This is a genomic window from Aeromicrobium phragmitis, assembly GCF_003674095.1.
In the GTDB taxonomy this organism is placed as follows: domain Bacteria; phylum Actinomycetota; class Actinomycetes; order Propionibacteriales; family Nocardioidaceae; genus Aeromicrobium; species Aeromicrobium phragmitis.
Genome location: NZ_RDBF01000002.1, coordinates 26556 through 40093, shown reverse-complemented (window position 1 = coordinate 40093; position 13538 = coordinate 26556). Strand labels below are relative to the sequence as shown.

Here is a 13538-nt window from a genome sequence, read left to right as displayed (position 1 = left end):
CACAATGACGACGTGACCAAACCGACCCAGCGACGCCGCATCGAACGAGTGCGGGTCGCCGCGTCGCGCGTCATCGGCCGCGACACGCTCGCCGCGGAGGAGCCCCTGGAGATCCGCGTCGACGGCGAGCAGTTCGCGGTCACGATGCGCACGCCGGGGCACGACTTCGACCTCGTGGCAGGGTTCCTGGTCAGCGAGGGCATCGCCGTCGGGGCCGATGACATCGCCGCGATGCGGTACTGCGCGGACGACACGCCGTTGGCCGAGAACACCTTCAACGTCATCGACGCGGCGATCCGAGGGACGGGTTCGGTCCGGGCGGCCGCACGACGGCGCCACGTCTACACCTCCAGCTCCTGCGGCATCTGCGGGCTCGACTCCATCGAGGCGGTCGAGACCGCGACGCCGTACGACCTCCTCGCCGACCGCACCACGGTCGGCGAGGAGGTCATCGGCGCACTACCGGACCGGCTCCGCGAGTCCCAGGAGCTGTTCGAGACCACCGGAGGGCTGCACGCTGCCGGCATCTTCTCCCCCGACGGCACGCTCGAGGCCATCCGCGAGGACGTCGGCCGTCACAATGCCGTCGACAAGGTGGTCGGTCACGCCTACTCCGAGGGTCGTCTCCCGCTCACCGGACGCATCCTCCAGGTGTCCGGCCGAGCATCCTTCGAGCTCGTGCAGAAGGCGGCCATGGCGGGCGTCCCCGTGCTCGCGGCGGTCAGCGCACCGTCGAGCCTCGCGGCCGACCTGGCCGAGCGCGCCGGCGTGACGCTCGTCGGGTTCTCCCGCGGTGCGACCTTCAACGTCTACACGCACGGGGACCGCATCGTGTGACGCCCGGCCACTCAGTGACCGCGGTCGACCCACTCCTGCAGGTGCGGCTTCTCGTCGCCGATCCGGGTGTCGTCACCGTGTCCGGTGTGCACCACGGTGTCCTCGGGCAGGACCAGGAGCCGGTCGCGGATCGAGTCGATGATCGTCTCGAACGACGAGAACGAGCGGCCCGTGGCGCCGGGGCCGCCGTTGAACAGCGTGTCCCCCGTGAACACCGCACCGAGCTGTTCGGCGTACAGGCACGTGCTTCCCGGCGAGTGTCCCGGCGTGGCGATCGCCGTCAGCACCGTGCCGGCGACCTCGAACCGCGTTCCCGCGACGAGGTCGAAGTCCGGCTCCTCAAGCGGGTGCTCGGCCGTCCACAGCATGTGGTCGCCGAACGGGAACCAGATCGGCGCGCCGGTCCGCTCCCGCAGCTCGACGGCGGCGTTGACGTGGTCGTTGTGACCGTGCGTGAGCACGATCGCGACCACGCGCCGTCCGCCGATCGCCTCGGCGATGGTGTCGGCGTCGTGCGGCGCGTCGATGACGAGGACCTCCTCGTCGTCACCGACGAGCCAGACGTTGTTGTCGACGTCCCAGGTGCCGCCGTCGAGGCTGAACTGCCCCGAGGTGACGACCCGTTCAATCCGCGCGCTCACAGGACCACCACCGAGCGCAGGACATCACCGTGGTGCATCTTCTCGAACGCGGCCTCGATGTCGTCGATGCCGATCTCCTCGGTCACGAAGGCGTCGAGGTCGAGCCGGCCCTGCTGGTAGAGGTCGACGAGCATCGGGAAGTCGCGCTTGGGCAGGCAGTCGCCGTACCAGCTGGACTTGAGCGCCCCACCGCGGCCGAAGACGTCGATGAGCGGGATGTCCGGCAGGGTCATGTCGGGGGTGGGCACACCGACGAGGACGAGCACGCCGGCCAGGTCGCGCGCGTAGAACGCCTGCTTCCAGGTCTCGGGACGTCCGACCGCCTCGATGACGACGTCCGCTCCCTCGGCCCCGTTGCCGCCGACGATCTCGCGGATCGCCTCGACCGGGTCGACCTCGCTGCTGTTGACCACGTGGGTCGCGCCAAGCTCGCGCGCCTTGGCGAGCTTGCGCTCGTCGATGTCGACGGCGATGATCGGCGACGCTCCGGCGAGCGCCGAGCCCACGATCGAGGCCGCACCGACGCCTCCGCAGCCGATGACCGCGACGCTCTTGCCGCGGGTCACCGCGCCGGTGTTGATCGCGGCGCCGATGCCGGCCATGACACCGCAGCCCAGCAGTCCCACGGCGGCCGCGCGCGCCTCCGGGTCGACCTTGGTGCACTGGCCCGCCGCCACCAGCGTCTTCTCGGCGAAGGCGCCGATGCCGAGGGCCGGCGAGAGTTCCGTGCCGTCGGTGAGGGTCATCTTCTGCGTGGCGTTGTGGGTGTTGAAGCAGTACTGGAGTTCACCGCGGTCGCACGCCCGGCACTCACCACACACGGCGCGCCAGTTGAGCACGACGAAGTCGCCGGGAGCTACCTCGGTGACACCCTCGCCGACCGCTTCGACGATGCCCGCGGCCTCGTGGCCGAGCAGGAAGGGGAACTCATCGTTGATGCCGCCCTCCCGATAGTGCAGGTCCGTGTGGCAGACGCCGCAGGCTTGCACCTGCACCACCGCCTCGCCCGGACCGGGGTCGGGGATGACGATGTCGACGAGCTGGACGGGTTCGGACTTCGCGAGGGCGACGACGCCCTGAACGGTCTGAGGCACGGACTCTCCTGGTCGGGATCGGCGTTCGTCCCCGCATCATGGCATGCATGCGACGCAGCGGCTCGGCCCGGTGTCGGTGACGGCCCGAGCACGTTAGCGTAGGTCCATGGAGCGCGATGTCGAGGTAACCGGACAGAAGAAGTCGGCGGCCGGTGTGCCGGCCGTCGCCGTCGCGATGAAGCGTGCGTTGACCCACATGGGTGCGACGCGTTCGGTCAAGACGCTGCTGAAGCTGAACCAGAAGGACGGGTTCGACTGCATGGGCTGCGGGTGGCCTGACCCGGAGCACCGGCACGTCGCCGAGTTCTGTGAGAACGGCGTCAAGGCCGTCGCCGAGGAGGCCCTCACCGATCGGGCGACACCGCAGTTCTTCGCGCGTCATTCGATCGCCGATCTGGACCGGCAGACCGAGCTGTGGCTGGGCAAGCAGGGGCGCATCACCCACCCGATGATCAAGCGGCCGGGCGGGGACCACTACGAGCCGATCGAGTGGGACGACGCGTTCGCCCTCATCGCCGACCACCTGCAGTCGATCGACCCTGATGAGGCGATCTTCTACACCTCCGGCCGCACCTCCAACGAGGCCGCCTTTCTGTACCAGCTCTTCGCACGCGCCTACGGCACCAACAACATGCCGGACTGCTCGAACATGTGCCATGAGTCCACGAGCGTCGCGCTGGCCGACGCGATCGGCATCGGCAAGGCCAGCGTCACGATCAACGACGTCTACAACGCCGACCTCATCGTCATCGCCGGGCAGAACCCCGGCAGCAACCACCCGCGGATGCTCTCGGCCCTCGAGGTCGCCAAGAAGCGCGGCGCCAAGATCATCGCGATCAACCCGCTGCGTGAGGCCGGACTCGTCCGATTCCACAACCCGCAGAACGCCCGCGGCGTCGTCGGCCCCGGCACGGAGATGGCCGACCTCCACCTGCCCGTGCGGATCAACGGCGACCTCGCCCTGTTCCAGGGCATCGGATCGCTGCTGCTGGAGTGGGACGCGATCGACCGCGAGTTCATCGAGCAGCACACCCAGGGATTCGAGGAGTGGGCCGCGCATCTCCGCGAGGTCGACTGGAACTACGTCGAGCAGACCAGCGGGCTGAGCCGCCGGCAGATCACCGAGGCCGCGGAGATGATCCGCGACTCCTCGGCGACGATCTACTGCTGGGCGATGGGCCTGACGCAGCACCGGAACTCGGTCAACATCATCCGCGAGCTGGCGAACCTCGCGTTCGCCCGCGGCGACATCGGCAAGCGCGGCGCTGGCCTCTTTCCGGTGCGCGGCCACTCGAACGTCCAGGGCGACCGGACGATGGGCATCTGGGAACGGCCGCCGGCCTCGTTCCTCGACGCGCTGCAGAAGGAGTTCGGTTTCGATCCGCCGCGCGAGCACGGCTACGACACCGTCGACTCGATCCGGGCGCTGCGCGACGGCAAGGCCTCGTTCTTCATGGGGCTCGGCGGCAACTTCGTCGACGCGACGCCCGACACCGCGGTCACCAAGGCGGCGATGCGCAAGGCCAAGCTGACCGTGCAGGTCTCGACCAAGATCAACCGCTCGCACCTGGTGACCGGTGAGACCGCCCTCATCCTGCCGACCCTCGGTCGCACGGAGAAGGATGTCCGCGGCACCGGCGAGCAGTTCGTCACCGTCGAGGACTCGGCGTGCGTCATCCGCTCGTCGCACGGACCGCTCGAGCCGGCCAGCCCCCACCTGCGCAGCGAGGTCGCGATCATCGCGGGCATCGCCGCAGCAACGCTCGGCGACCGGCACGGCATCCGGTGGCGCGAGATGGCCGAGGACTACGACCTCATCCGCGAGCACATCTCGCGCGTCGTCCCCGGCTGCGAGGACTACTCCCGGCGCGCCACGCGGCAGGGCGGTTTCGTCCTCCCCCACGGGCCCCGCGACTCGCGCACCTTCGCCACCGACAGCGGCAAGGCGGAGTTCGCGGTCTCGCCGATCGAGGCGCTGCAGGTGCCGGAGGGCCATCTGCTGCTGCAGACCATGCGCAGCCACGACCAGTTCAACACGACGATCTATGGGCTCGACGATCGCTACCGCGGCGTCAACGGCGGTCGCCGCGTCGTCTTCGTGCACCGTGAGGACATCGCCCAACTGGGCTTCGACCCGGACGACCTCGTCGATCTCGTGACGCGTTGGGAGGGCGACGACGTCGAGCGGGTGGCCGAGGGCTTCCGCATCGTCGAGTACGACACGCCGCGCGGTTCGGCCGCCGCGTACTACCCGGAGACGAATGCGCTCGTGCCGCTGGATTCGACGGCGGAGGGCTCGAACACGCCGACGTCGAAGTCCGTCGTGGTGCGCCTGGTTCCGGCCGGCACCGCCCGGCCTCATCTCGCGGACAGCAGTCAGGACGGCGTCCGCGCCGACGACGCCCACAAGGCCGAGTGGCGCCCCACCCAACTCTCCTGACCCAACCCCTCGCTGGTCGAGTAGCGGCGAGCTCTGCGAGCCGCGTATCGAGACCACGTCACGTCACCTGGTCTCGATACGTCGGTCGCTGAGCGACCTCCTACTCGACCACCTACCCCCCGCCCCAAAGCTGGTCGAGTAGCGGCGAGCTCTGCGAGCCGCGTATCGAGACCACGCCACCCAACATGGCCTCGATACGTCGGTCGCTGAGCGACCTCCTACTCGACCACCTACGGCGCGTGTTTGGTGGTCGAGTAGGCCGCGAGGAACGAGCGGCCGTATCGAGACCACGACACGTCACTGATCTCGATGGTCGACCACCTACGGCGCGGGCTCGAGACCGGAGTTCTCCCGGGTGCTCTGCGCCATCCTCTAGCCTGGCCGCGTGCATCAGGGCCCGGCAGACGAGCCGTTCGAACTGACCGCCGTCGAGTTGCGGCTCCACCGGTGGGCGAACGCGCTGCTCGCCGACGCGCCCGAGGGCGGAACGCGGGCCAAGCTCGTCGAGTTCCTGGTGTTCGGGGCGAAGCAGGCCTGGGCGTGCATCTTCGGCGCGGCGATGCTGGTGATCCTCGTGGTCGCGCGCCTCTGGTACCCCGACGACGCGGTGCTCGCGCGTAACGACGCCCTGGTGCTCGCCGCCGTGGCGATCCAGATCGTGATGGTGGTGGCGAAGCTGGAGACGGGGCGCGAGCTGCTGGTCATCGTGATGTTCCACGTCGTCGGCACCGTCATGGAGATCTTCAAGACGAACGTCGGCTCGTGGGAGTATCCCGGCGACGGCGTGCTGCACATCGGGGCGGTGCCGCTGTACACCGGGTTCATGTATGCCGCCGTCGGTTCGTACCTCGTGCGCGTCTACCGGCTGTTCGACCTGACGTTCGTGCGCTACCCGCCGCGCTGGACGACGGCGGTCGTCGCCGTACTGATCTACGTCAACTTCTTCGCCCACCACTACACGGTCGACATCCGCTGGCCGCTCGTCGCCGCGGTCGTCGCCCTCTACGCCCGGACGGTGATGCACTTCCGGGTCTTTCGCGGCGTGCATCGGATGCCGATCCTCGTCGCGTTCGCCGGGGTCGCATTCTTCATCTGGGTGGCCGAGAACATCGGCACGGCCAGCGGCGCCTGGCTGTATCCCGGCCAGGTGGAGGATTGGCACGTCGTCCCGCTCAGCAAGCTCGTCGCCTGGTTCCTTTTGATGATCATCTCCGTCGTGATGGTCGCCTGGGTCGACAAGCCGGTCGAACCACGCACCCGTCGTTGACGCTGTGGAAAGTCGTTCGACGGTGTCGGTTCATCGCGACAGCGTGAGGGCATGGAAGCGCTCAACCGACCCGTTCACGACCTCGCCGATCTCACCGCCATGTGGCAGGCCATCGCCCACCCCTTCGGCTTCAGCGAACCGTCGCTGTTCGTCGTGATGATGGATGCCGACGGAGTGCTGCTGCCGTCGGTGCTCGACGTCAAGGAGAATCCCCCTCGCCCCGACCCGGCGTTGCTCGCCGATCTGGCCTGGAGCATCGAGCGCGTCATCGAGGGTGTGGCGCCCGGCGGCTCGGCGGCGGCGATGTGGGGCCGCCCCGGCCGGCCGCCCTCACGGCCCGACGACGACGCCTGGTGCCGGAGCGCGCACGAGGCGTTCAGTGCCGCGGCCTTCGTCGCCTGGCCCGTGTTCTTCGCGACCGACGAGACGGTCGGCATCGTGCCGCCGGACGTGCTGGTGGGTTGAGCGTCAGCGGATCGCCCTGTCGGCGAGCCGCTCGACCGCGTCGGCGACCGGTGGCCCGAACATCGCCGCGTCGTTGTGCCCCACGCCTTCGAGCGGCACCTCGTCGACGAGGTTGCCGGTCTGCGCGGCGACCCGGCGACTGAGGTCGGGCGGGACGATCGTGTCCGTCGTGCCGTACACGACGCAGACCGGTACGTCGCTGCCGCGCAGGTGATCGATGCTCGCGAAGCGGTCGCGTAGCAGCAGCCGCACCGGCACGAAGGGGTAGTGGTGGGCCGCGACGTCGGTGAACTCCGGGAACGGCGAGCGCAGGAGCACGCCTGCCGGCGGTCGAGTGCTCTGCAGGCGGGCCACGACGCCGGTGCCGATCGACTCACCGAAGTAGATCGTCCGCGCGGGCTCGAAACCTTCCGCCTCGAGCGCATCGACGGCCGCGACCGCGTCGGCGGCGAGTCCCTCCTCGGAGGGACTTCCCGGGTTGCCGCCGTATCCGCGGTAGTCCAGCAGCAGGACCGTGAAGCCCCGCTCGGCGAGCTCACCAGCGATCGTGACCCGGCCGGCCCGGTTGCCGCCGTTGCCGGACGCGTACAGCACGGCGATATCGCGATCGGCGTCAGCCACCGGCGGGATGAGCCACGCGGTGAGGTCGAGTCCGTCGCTCGTGGTCAGCGTGAGGTCGCGCGCCCCGGGCATCACGGCGTCTGCGGGCCCGACCGGGGTCGTATCGGGCAGGTAGATCAGCGAGCGTTGGATCGCCCACAGCAGCCCCACGAACAGCCCTCCGATCACGACCACGACACCCGCGACGCGCGCGCTGCGGCGGGCGATCGTGTTCATGGCTCCATCGTGGCATTCTCCGCGAGGACGGGCGCTCCCTCAGCAGCAGTCGCAGCCGTCCCCGCACCCGCAGCCGTCCGCATCCTCGCGGAAGAGCGCTTCGGCCGGCGAGCAGCACGCGTCACCGCACCAGGCGTTGAAGCCTTCGCGCACCGCGAGCCCGGCGATCAGCAGCGCGGCGATGGGATCTGCCCACCACCAGCCCCACACGCTGTTGAGCAGCAGGCCGACGAGCAACGCGGCCGACATGTACGTACACAGCAGCGTCTGCTTGGAGTCGGCGACGGCCGACTGCGAGCCCAGCTCCCGGCCGGCGCGCCGCTCGAGGTAGGACACGGTGGGCATGATCAGCAGGCTGACGGCGGCGATGGCGATGCCGACCGAAGAGCGCTGCGCAGCGTCGCCGGCAAGCAGCCCGGTCACCGCGTCGTACGTGACGAAGGCCGCGAGCCCCCAGAACGAGAACGCGATGACCCGCAGCGCCTGCTTCTCGCGGCGTTCGTGGTCGCGGCCGGCGAACTGCCACGCGACGGCGAGCGCCGACGACACCTCGACGACCGAGTCCAGCCCGAAGGCGATCAACGCGCTCGAACTCGCCGCGGTTCCGGCGATCAGCGCGATGACCGCCTCCACCACGTTGTAGGCGATCGTGAAGATGACCAGGAAGCGGATGCGGCGGACGAGGGTGGCGCGCCGGTCCGGGGTGAGCAGCGTCGTCATCAGCAGGAGCCGTCCGCACAGCAGCACGCCGGATCGGTCACCAGCACGAGGTCGTGAAGGTCGCGCAGGGCGTGGGCGATTGCCGAGTCAGCGAGTTTGTAGCGGGTGCGCCGCCCCTCGGGCACCGCCACGACGAGGCCGCATCCGCGCAGACAGCCCAGGTGATTGGACATCGACTGCCGGGAGACCCCCAGCGACTCCGCGAGGTCGGCCGGATAGGCCGGGCTCTCCCCCAACGACAGGAGAATCCGCGCCCGGGTCGGGTCGGACAGCGCGTGTCCGAACCGGGCGAGCGCATCGAGACTCACAGCAGTGGCAGCGACCATGCACTGACAGTACACCGAAATCTGTATTCATCGAAGGCTGAACTCTTCGCTTCCGCGGTAGGTGGCCATAGCGTGGCCACCTGGCTCACTTCAGTCCGATGCCCCGCCCCGCGAGACCAGCCAGCGGAACACGTCCGCATCAGCGCTCTCGAGGCGGTCGACCTCTTCGCCCCCGTCACACCGCAGAAGGGCGATTCGCGTCCGCCCCGTGCTCTTCCCGTCGTCGAGCACCTGCCACGCGCCGCCGTGCGTCTCCCACCGCTCGAGGCGGGCGATCGCCTCTGTGGCGTCCAGCACGTCGTCATCGTCGGGCATCCTCCGATCGTCACACAGGCAAGACCCGACCGTCGCTGCGCGATGCCAACCCGTACGATCGCTGAGGTGGCCTCCCGCCGTGTCGCAGGCCACGTAAGCGAGTAAGGCAATGAAGGAAAGAGGCAACCGCGTGAAGGACACCCTCCGGGACATCTACGACGAGGTGCTGCGCCGCAACCCCGGCGAGACCGAGTTCCACCAGTCCGTCCACGAGGTCCTCGACAGCCTCGGCCCGGTCGTCGACAAGCACCCCGAGTACACCGACTCTGAGGTCATCCGCCGGATGTGCGAGCCGGAGCGTCAGATCATCTTCCGCGTGCCGTGGGTCGACGATCTCGGCCAGGTTCAGGTCAACCGCGGCTTCCGCGTCGAGTTCAGCTCGGCTCTCGGCCCGTACAAGGGCGGGTTGCGGTTCCACCCGTCGGTCTACCTCGGCATCGTGAAGTTCCTCGGCTTCGAGCAGATCTTCAAGAATTCGCTCACCGGCCTGCCGATCGGCGGCGGCAAGGGCGGCTCGGACTTCGACCCCAAGGGCCGTTCCGAGGGCGAGATCATGCGCTTCTGCCAGTCCTTCATGACCGAGCTCTACCGCCACATCGGCGAGTACACGGATGTGCCCGCCGGCGACATCGGCGTGGGCGGCCGCGAGATCGGCTACCTGTTCGGCCAGTACAAGCGCATCACCAACCGGTACGAGTCCGGCGTCCTCACCGGCAAGGGCTTGACGTGGGGTGGCTCGCAGGTGCGCACCGAGGCCACCGGATACGGCACCGTGTTCTTTGTCGACGAGATCCTGCGCAGTCGCGGCGACTCCTTCGACGGCAAGAAGGTCGTGGTCTCCGGTTCAGGCAACGTGGCGATCTACGCGATGGAGAAGGTCGACCAACTCGGCGGCAGGGTCATCGCCTGCTCGGACTCCTCGGGCTACATCGTCGACGAGAACGGCATCGACCTCGAACTCGTCAAGGAGCTCAAGGAGATCAAGCGCGCTCGCATCTCCGAGTACACCGACGCCCGTCCCGAGGCTCGGTTCATCGAGAACGGCTCGGTGTGGGACGTCCCGTGTGAGATCGCCCTCCCCTGCGCCACGCAGAACGAGCTCGACGGCTCCTCCGCCAAGGCTCTGGTGCAGAACGGCTGCCGCATCGTCGCCGAGGGCGCCAACATGCCGTGCACGCCGGACGCCGTCCGCGCGTTCACCGAGGCCGACGTGACCTTCGCCCCGGGCAAGGCGGCGAACGCCGGCGGCGTGGCGACGAGCGCCCTGGAGATGCAGCAGAACGCCTCGCGCGACTCCTGGAGCTTCGAGCACACCGAGGAGCGCCTCGGCGAGATTATGCGCGGCATCCACGACCGCTGCCTGGAGACGGCCGACGAGTACGGCGTCGAGGGCAACTACGTGGCCGGCGCCAACATCGCCGGCTTCACGCAGGTCGCGAACGCGATGCTCGCCCTCGGAGTGGTCTGAGAGAACCCCCTCTTGACCCCGCGCTCCGCGCGGTCTAACGTACAACCAAATGGTTGTACGTAATGAGCGCATTGCTCTCTCCGATGACGAGGTGGACCGGATCTTCCGGGCCCTCGCCGACGCGACCCGTCGCGACATCGTGCGCCGCACCCTCACCGGGCCGGCGAGCGTGTCACAACTGGCCGCCACCTACGACATGTCGTTCGCGGCCGTGCAGAAGCACGTCGCGGTCCTGGAAGGGGCGGGTCTGGTGACCAAGCAACCTCAGGGCCGCGAGCGCCTCGTCCACGGCAATCCCGCAACCCTTCAGCGGGCGCAAACCCTGCTGGACGAGTACGAGCGGATCTGGCGCGGTCGCGTCGCTCAGCTCGACGCACTGCTCGAGGACGACTGACACAGAAAGGCTTCGCCATGCCCGTCACCTCCGTTGAGAAGAACCCCGAGAGCCTCACCATGACCGTGGTCGCCGACTTCGGGGTCCCCGTCCGCCGCCTGTGGGACGCGTACGTCGACCCTCGGCAGATCGAGAAGTTCTGGGGACCGCCCGGGTGGCCCGCCACCTTCACGCGTCACGACGTCGCCCCCGGCGGCCGCTCGGACTACTACATGACCGGACCGGACGGCGAGAAGTCGGCCGGGTTCTGGGAGTTCCTGTCCGTCGACCCGCTCCGCTCCTTCGAGGTACGGGACGGTTTCGCCACCGACGACGGCTCCCCCAACCCGGACATGCCCTCGATGCGGATGGTCTTCACGTTCGAGGAGACCGACCAGGGCTCGCGCCTGACCACCACGACGCGCTTCAACTCGGTCGAGGAACTCGAGCAGCTCGTCGGCATGGGCATGGAGGAGGGCATGCGTGCCGCCATGGGCCAGATCGACGACGTGCTGGCCGACCTCGCCTCGTTCGCGGCCGGCCGAGGGACCGAGACGCAGATCCTCAGCGATACCCTCGTCCGGGTGAGCCGGGTCATCCGCGGCGACATCGAGCAGGTGTGGCGCGCACATCAGGAGCCGGAGCTGCTGCAGCGCTGGCAGCTCGGTCCCGACGGCTGGACGATGCCGGTCTGCGAGGTGGCCGACAAGGTCGGCGAGACGTACCGCTACGAGTGGGAGAGCGTCGACGGCGAGAACCGTTTCGGCTTCACCGGCGAGCTGCTGGAGTCCGAGCCGCCGCACCGGATGGTCACGACCGAACGGATGATCGGCATGGAGGGGCCGGGCGTCGTGAACGAGATGACGCTGACGCCCGTGGAGGGCGGCACGCTCCTCTCGCTCGTCATCGCCTACCCCAACGCCGAACTGCGCGACACCGTCCTCGCCACCGGCATGACCGACGGCATGGAGCGCAGCTACGCCCGACTCGAGTCGGAGGTGCTCGCCCCCGCCTGAGGTCTGCGGCATTCTGGGCCTCATGTCCGGCGGCGATTGGAAAGACTTGTACGCGGCGGCGTGCCGTGGCGATCTCGAACTCGTGCGGTTCCATGCCGACCGAGGTGTCGACCTCGACTACGCGCATCCGGAGTTCCAGTCGACCGCACTCGTCGCGGCGATCGTCGCCGGGCAGGAGGACGCCGCTCATCTGCTGCTCGACCTCGGTGCCGACCCGCTGCTGTGGTCCGAATTCGATGAGCTCACGCCCGTCGAAGCAGCCCGACAGGCCGAACTCCCGGCGCTCGAGGAGCGACTGGTTGCCGCGGGGGCTCACCCACCAGCGCAGCAGGACGAGGTGGCACGGCGTCGTCGATGGTGGCCGCTCAAAGCCCGAGCACGACGAGGGCGACGGTGAAGTAGACCAGCAGTCCGCTCGCGTCGCAGAACGTGGAGATGAACGGCGTCGAGAACACCGCGGGGTCGACCTTGCAGGCGCGAGCCACCAGCGGGATGACCCCGCCGACGGTCGCCGCGATCGGACAGTTGATGGCCAGCGTGAGCGCGACCACCGAGCCGATGCCGAGTCCGTAGACGACCGAGGCCGCCGCGAAGGCGAGCACCGCCAGGAGCAGACCGAGCAGCAGCCCCGTGCGCACCTCCTTGAAGGCCACGCGGAGAACGTCGCGTTTGCGCACCTCCCCGAGGGAGAGCGCCCGGGTCACGGTGGTCGCGGCCTGCGAGCCGGTGTTGCCTCCGATTCCGGTCAGCAGCGGGATGAAGAGCGCGAGCGCGACCTGCTCGGACAGCTCGGCCTCGAAGATCTCGAGCACGTTGACCGTCAGGACGCCCGAGAGCGCGAGGACGAGCAGCCACACCACGCGCGCCCGGGTGAGAGCGAGCACGGGAGTGACCAGGTAGGGCCGCGCCAGCGGCTCGCTCGCGCCGGCACGGGCCTGGTCCTGGGCGATGGCCTCGCGGTCGATGCGCGCGGCGTCCTTGATGGGCAGGATGCCGACGAGCCGGTCCTCGCGATCGACGATGGGCAACACCGTGGCGCCGGCGTCGAGGGTTCGTCGGGCGACCAGCTCCCTGTCGTCGCTCGTGGTGGCGAACAGCGGCGCCGCCATCACCTCGGCCACGAGGGTGTGGTCGGGATGGCGCAGGAGTTCGGTCACGTCGACCATGCCCATGAGTCGGCGGTGAGCGGACATGACGGGGATCGAGGCGACCTCCTCGGAAGGGCCGGTGAACGCGCAGATGCGCTCGCTGACCTCGCCCAGCGTGTCCTCGGGGCGGGCGTGGACCGCCGCGGGCGACATGCGCCGACCGATCGAGTCGGGGGCGTAGCCGAGCAGCGTCATCGCCGCACTGGTCCGCTCGGGGCCGAGCGTGGCGAGCATCCGCTTGGCGACCTTCGCCGGCACCTCGTCGAGCAGCCGGGCCTGCTCCTCGGGGTCGAGGTCGCCGATGACCTCGGCGAGATGCTCGTCGGCGAGCTCGCTGACCAGGTGCGCCTGAAGGCCAGGGTCGAGGCGGTCGAACACCCTGACCGCCGGCGTCTTCTCCAGCAGCCGGAACACGATCGTCGCCTCGTCGATGGGTAGTTCCCTGAGGACGCCCACCACCCGTTCGCCCGTCTGCTCGCGCACCAGCTGCGCCAGACGCGGCCAATCGTGCTCGTCGAGCAGAGACCGGACCGTCTCCCCGTCGAACCGGACATCGGGTGATGTCGACATGATCGATCCTTCCGCTCGCCG

Annotated in this window: 15 protein-coding genes; 8 read left to right on the top strand and 7 right to left on the bottom strand. The window is 69.1% G+C overall.

Annotated elements, in window-relative coordinates; genetic code table 11:
• Nucleotides 1–12: 12 nt before the first annotated feature.
• Nucleotides 13–837: a formate dehydrogenase accessory sulfurtransferase FdhD gene (gene fdhD / locus D9V41_RS03050; RefSeq protein WP_121793073.1), complete on the top strand. Its 825-nt coding sequence runs from the start codon at nucleotides 13–15 to the stop codon at nucleotides 835–837.
• Nucleotides 838–848: 11 nt separating this feature from the next.
• Here fdhD and D9V41_RS03045 read toward each other — a convergent pair whose 3' ends face one another.
• Both D9V41_RS03045 and D9V41_RS03040 read right to left on the bottom strand, forming a co-directional pair.
• On the bottom strand, nucleotides 849–1478 hold the full coding sequence (locus D9V41_RS03045; protein ID WP_121793072.1) for an MBL fold metallo-hydrolase: 630 nt from the start codon (nucleotides 1476–1478) through the stop codon (nucleotides 849–851).
• Nucleotides 1475–2572, bottom strand: coding sequence for an S-(hydroxymethyl)mycothiol dehydrogenase (locus D9V41_RS03040; RefSeq protein ID WP_121793071.1), 1098 nt, complete (start codon nucleotides 2570–2572; stop codon nucleotides 1475–1477). The genes D9V41_RS03045 and D9V41_RS03040 overlap by 4 nt, the downstream gene beginning before the upstream one ends.
• 106 nt (nucleotides 2573–2678) lie before the next feature.
• On the opposite strand from D9V41_RS03040, the gene D9V41_RS03035 reads away from it, so the two are divergent.
• From D9V41_RS03035 to D9V41_RS03025, 3 genes are all read left to right on the top strand, one after another.
• The gene (locus tag D9V41_RS03035; RefSeq protein ID WP_121793070.1) at nucleotides 2679–5012 is read left to right on the top strand and encodes an FdhF/YdeP family oxidoreductase; all 2334 of its coding nucleotides are present in this window, start codon (nucleotides 2679–2681) and stop codon (nucleotides 5010–5012) included.
• Between the two features lie 385 nt (nucleotides 5013–5397).
• Nucleotides 5398–6279 carry a DUF817 domain-containing protein gene (locus D9V41_RS03030; RefSeq protein WP_208006715.1) on the top strand — a complete coding sequence of 294 codons (882 nt, stop codon included), beginning with the start codon at nucleotides 5398–5400 and terminating at the stop codon, nucleotides 6277–6279.
• A gap of 51 nt (nucleotides 6280–6330) precedes the next feature.
• Complete coding sequence (locus D9V41_RS03025; protein ID WP_121793069.1) at nucleotides 6331–6744, top strand: hypothetical protein; 414 nt, start codon at nucleotides 6331–6333, stop codon at nucleotides 6742–6744.
• 3 nt (nucleotides 6745–6747) lie between these two features.
• Here D9V41_RS03025 and D9V41_RS03020 read toward each other — a convergent pair whose 3' ends face one another.
• The 4 genes from D9V41_RS03020 to D9V41_RS03005 form a co-directional block, all read right to left on the bottom strand.
• Entirely contained in the window at nucleotides 6748–7581 is an 834-nt protein-coding gene (locus D9V41_RS03020; RefSeq protein ID WP_121793068.1) for an alpha/beta hydrolase, read from the bottom strand.
• A gap of 39 nt (nucleotides 7582–7620) precedes the next feature.
• Nucleotides 7621–8301: a cation diffusion facilitator family transporter gene (locus D9V41_RS03015; protein WP_121793351.1), complete on the bottom strand. Its 681-nt coding sequence runs from the start codon at nucleotides 8299–8301 to the stop codon at nucleotides 7621–7623.
• On the bottom strand, nucleotides 8301–8627 hold the full coding sequence (locus D9V41_RS03010) for an ArsR/SmtB family transcription factor (RefSeq protein WP_121793067.1): 327 nt from the start codon (nucleotides 8625–8627) through the stop codon (nucleotides 8301–8303). The genes D9V41_RS03015 and D9V41_RS03010 overlap by 1 nt, the downstream gene beginning before the upstream one ends.
• Nucleotides 8628–8717: 90 nt before the next feature.
• Complete coding sequence (locus D9V41_RS03005) at nucleotides 8718–8942, bottom strand: hypothetical protein (protein WP_121793066.1); 225 nt, start codon at nucleotides 8940–8942, stop codon at nucleotides 8718–8720.
• A 130-nt stretch (nucleotides 8943–9072) separates the two neighbouring features.
• Between D9V41_RS03005 and gdhA the strand changes: the two genes are divergently transcribed.
• From gdhA to D9V41_RS02985, 4 genes are read left to right on the top strand one after another with little or no spacing between them, the layout of a single operon-like run.
• Nucleotides 9073–10410, top strand: coding sequence for an NADP-specific glutamate dehydrogenase (gdhA, locus tag D9V41_RS03000; protein ID WP_208006714.1), 1338 nt, complete (start codon nucleotides 9073–9075; stop codon nucleotides 10408–10410).
• A 49-nt stretch (nucleotides 10411–10459) separates the two neighbouring features.
• A complete protein-coding gene (locus D9V41_RS02995; RefSeq protein ID WP_121793064.1) occupies nucleotides 10460–10804 on the top strand; it encodes an ArsR/SmtB family transcription factor in 345 nt (114 codons plus the stop codon).
• Nucleotides 10805–10821: 17 nt separating this feature from the next.
• The gene (locus D9V41_RS02990; protein ID WP_121793063.1) at nucleotides 10822–11799 is read left to right on the top strand and encodes an SRPBCC family protein; all 978 of its coding nucleotides are present in this window, start codon (nucleotides 10822–10824) and stop codon (nucleotides 11797–11799) included.
• Between the two features lie 22 nt (nucleotides 11800–11821).
• Entirely contained in the window at nucleotides 11822–12196 is a 375-nt protein-coding gene (locus D9V41_RS02985; RefSeq protein ID WP_121793062.1) for an ankyrin repeat domain-containing protein, read from the top strand.
• Here the strand turns inward: D9V41_RS02985 and mgtE are convergent.
• Entirely contained in the window at nucleotides 12165–13517 is a 1353-nt protein-coding gene (gene mgtE, locus D9V41_RS02980; protein ID WP_121793061.1) for a magnesium transporter, read from the bottom strand. The genes D9V41_RS02985 and mgtE overlap by 32 nt on opposite strands.
• Between the last annotated feature and the right edge of the window lie 21 nt (nucleotides 13518–13538).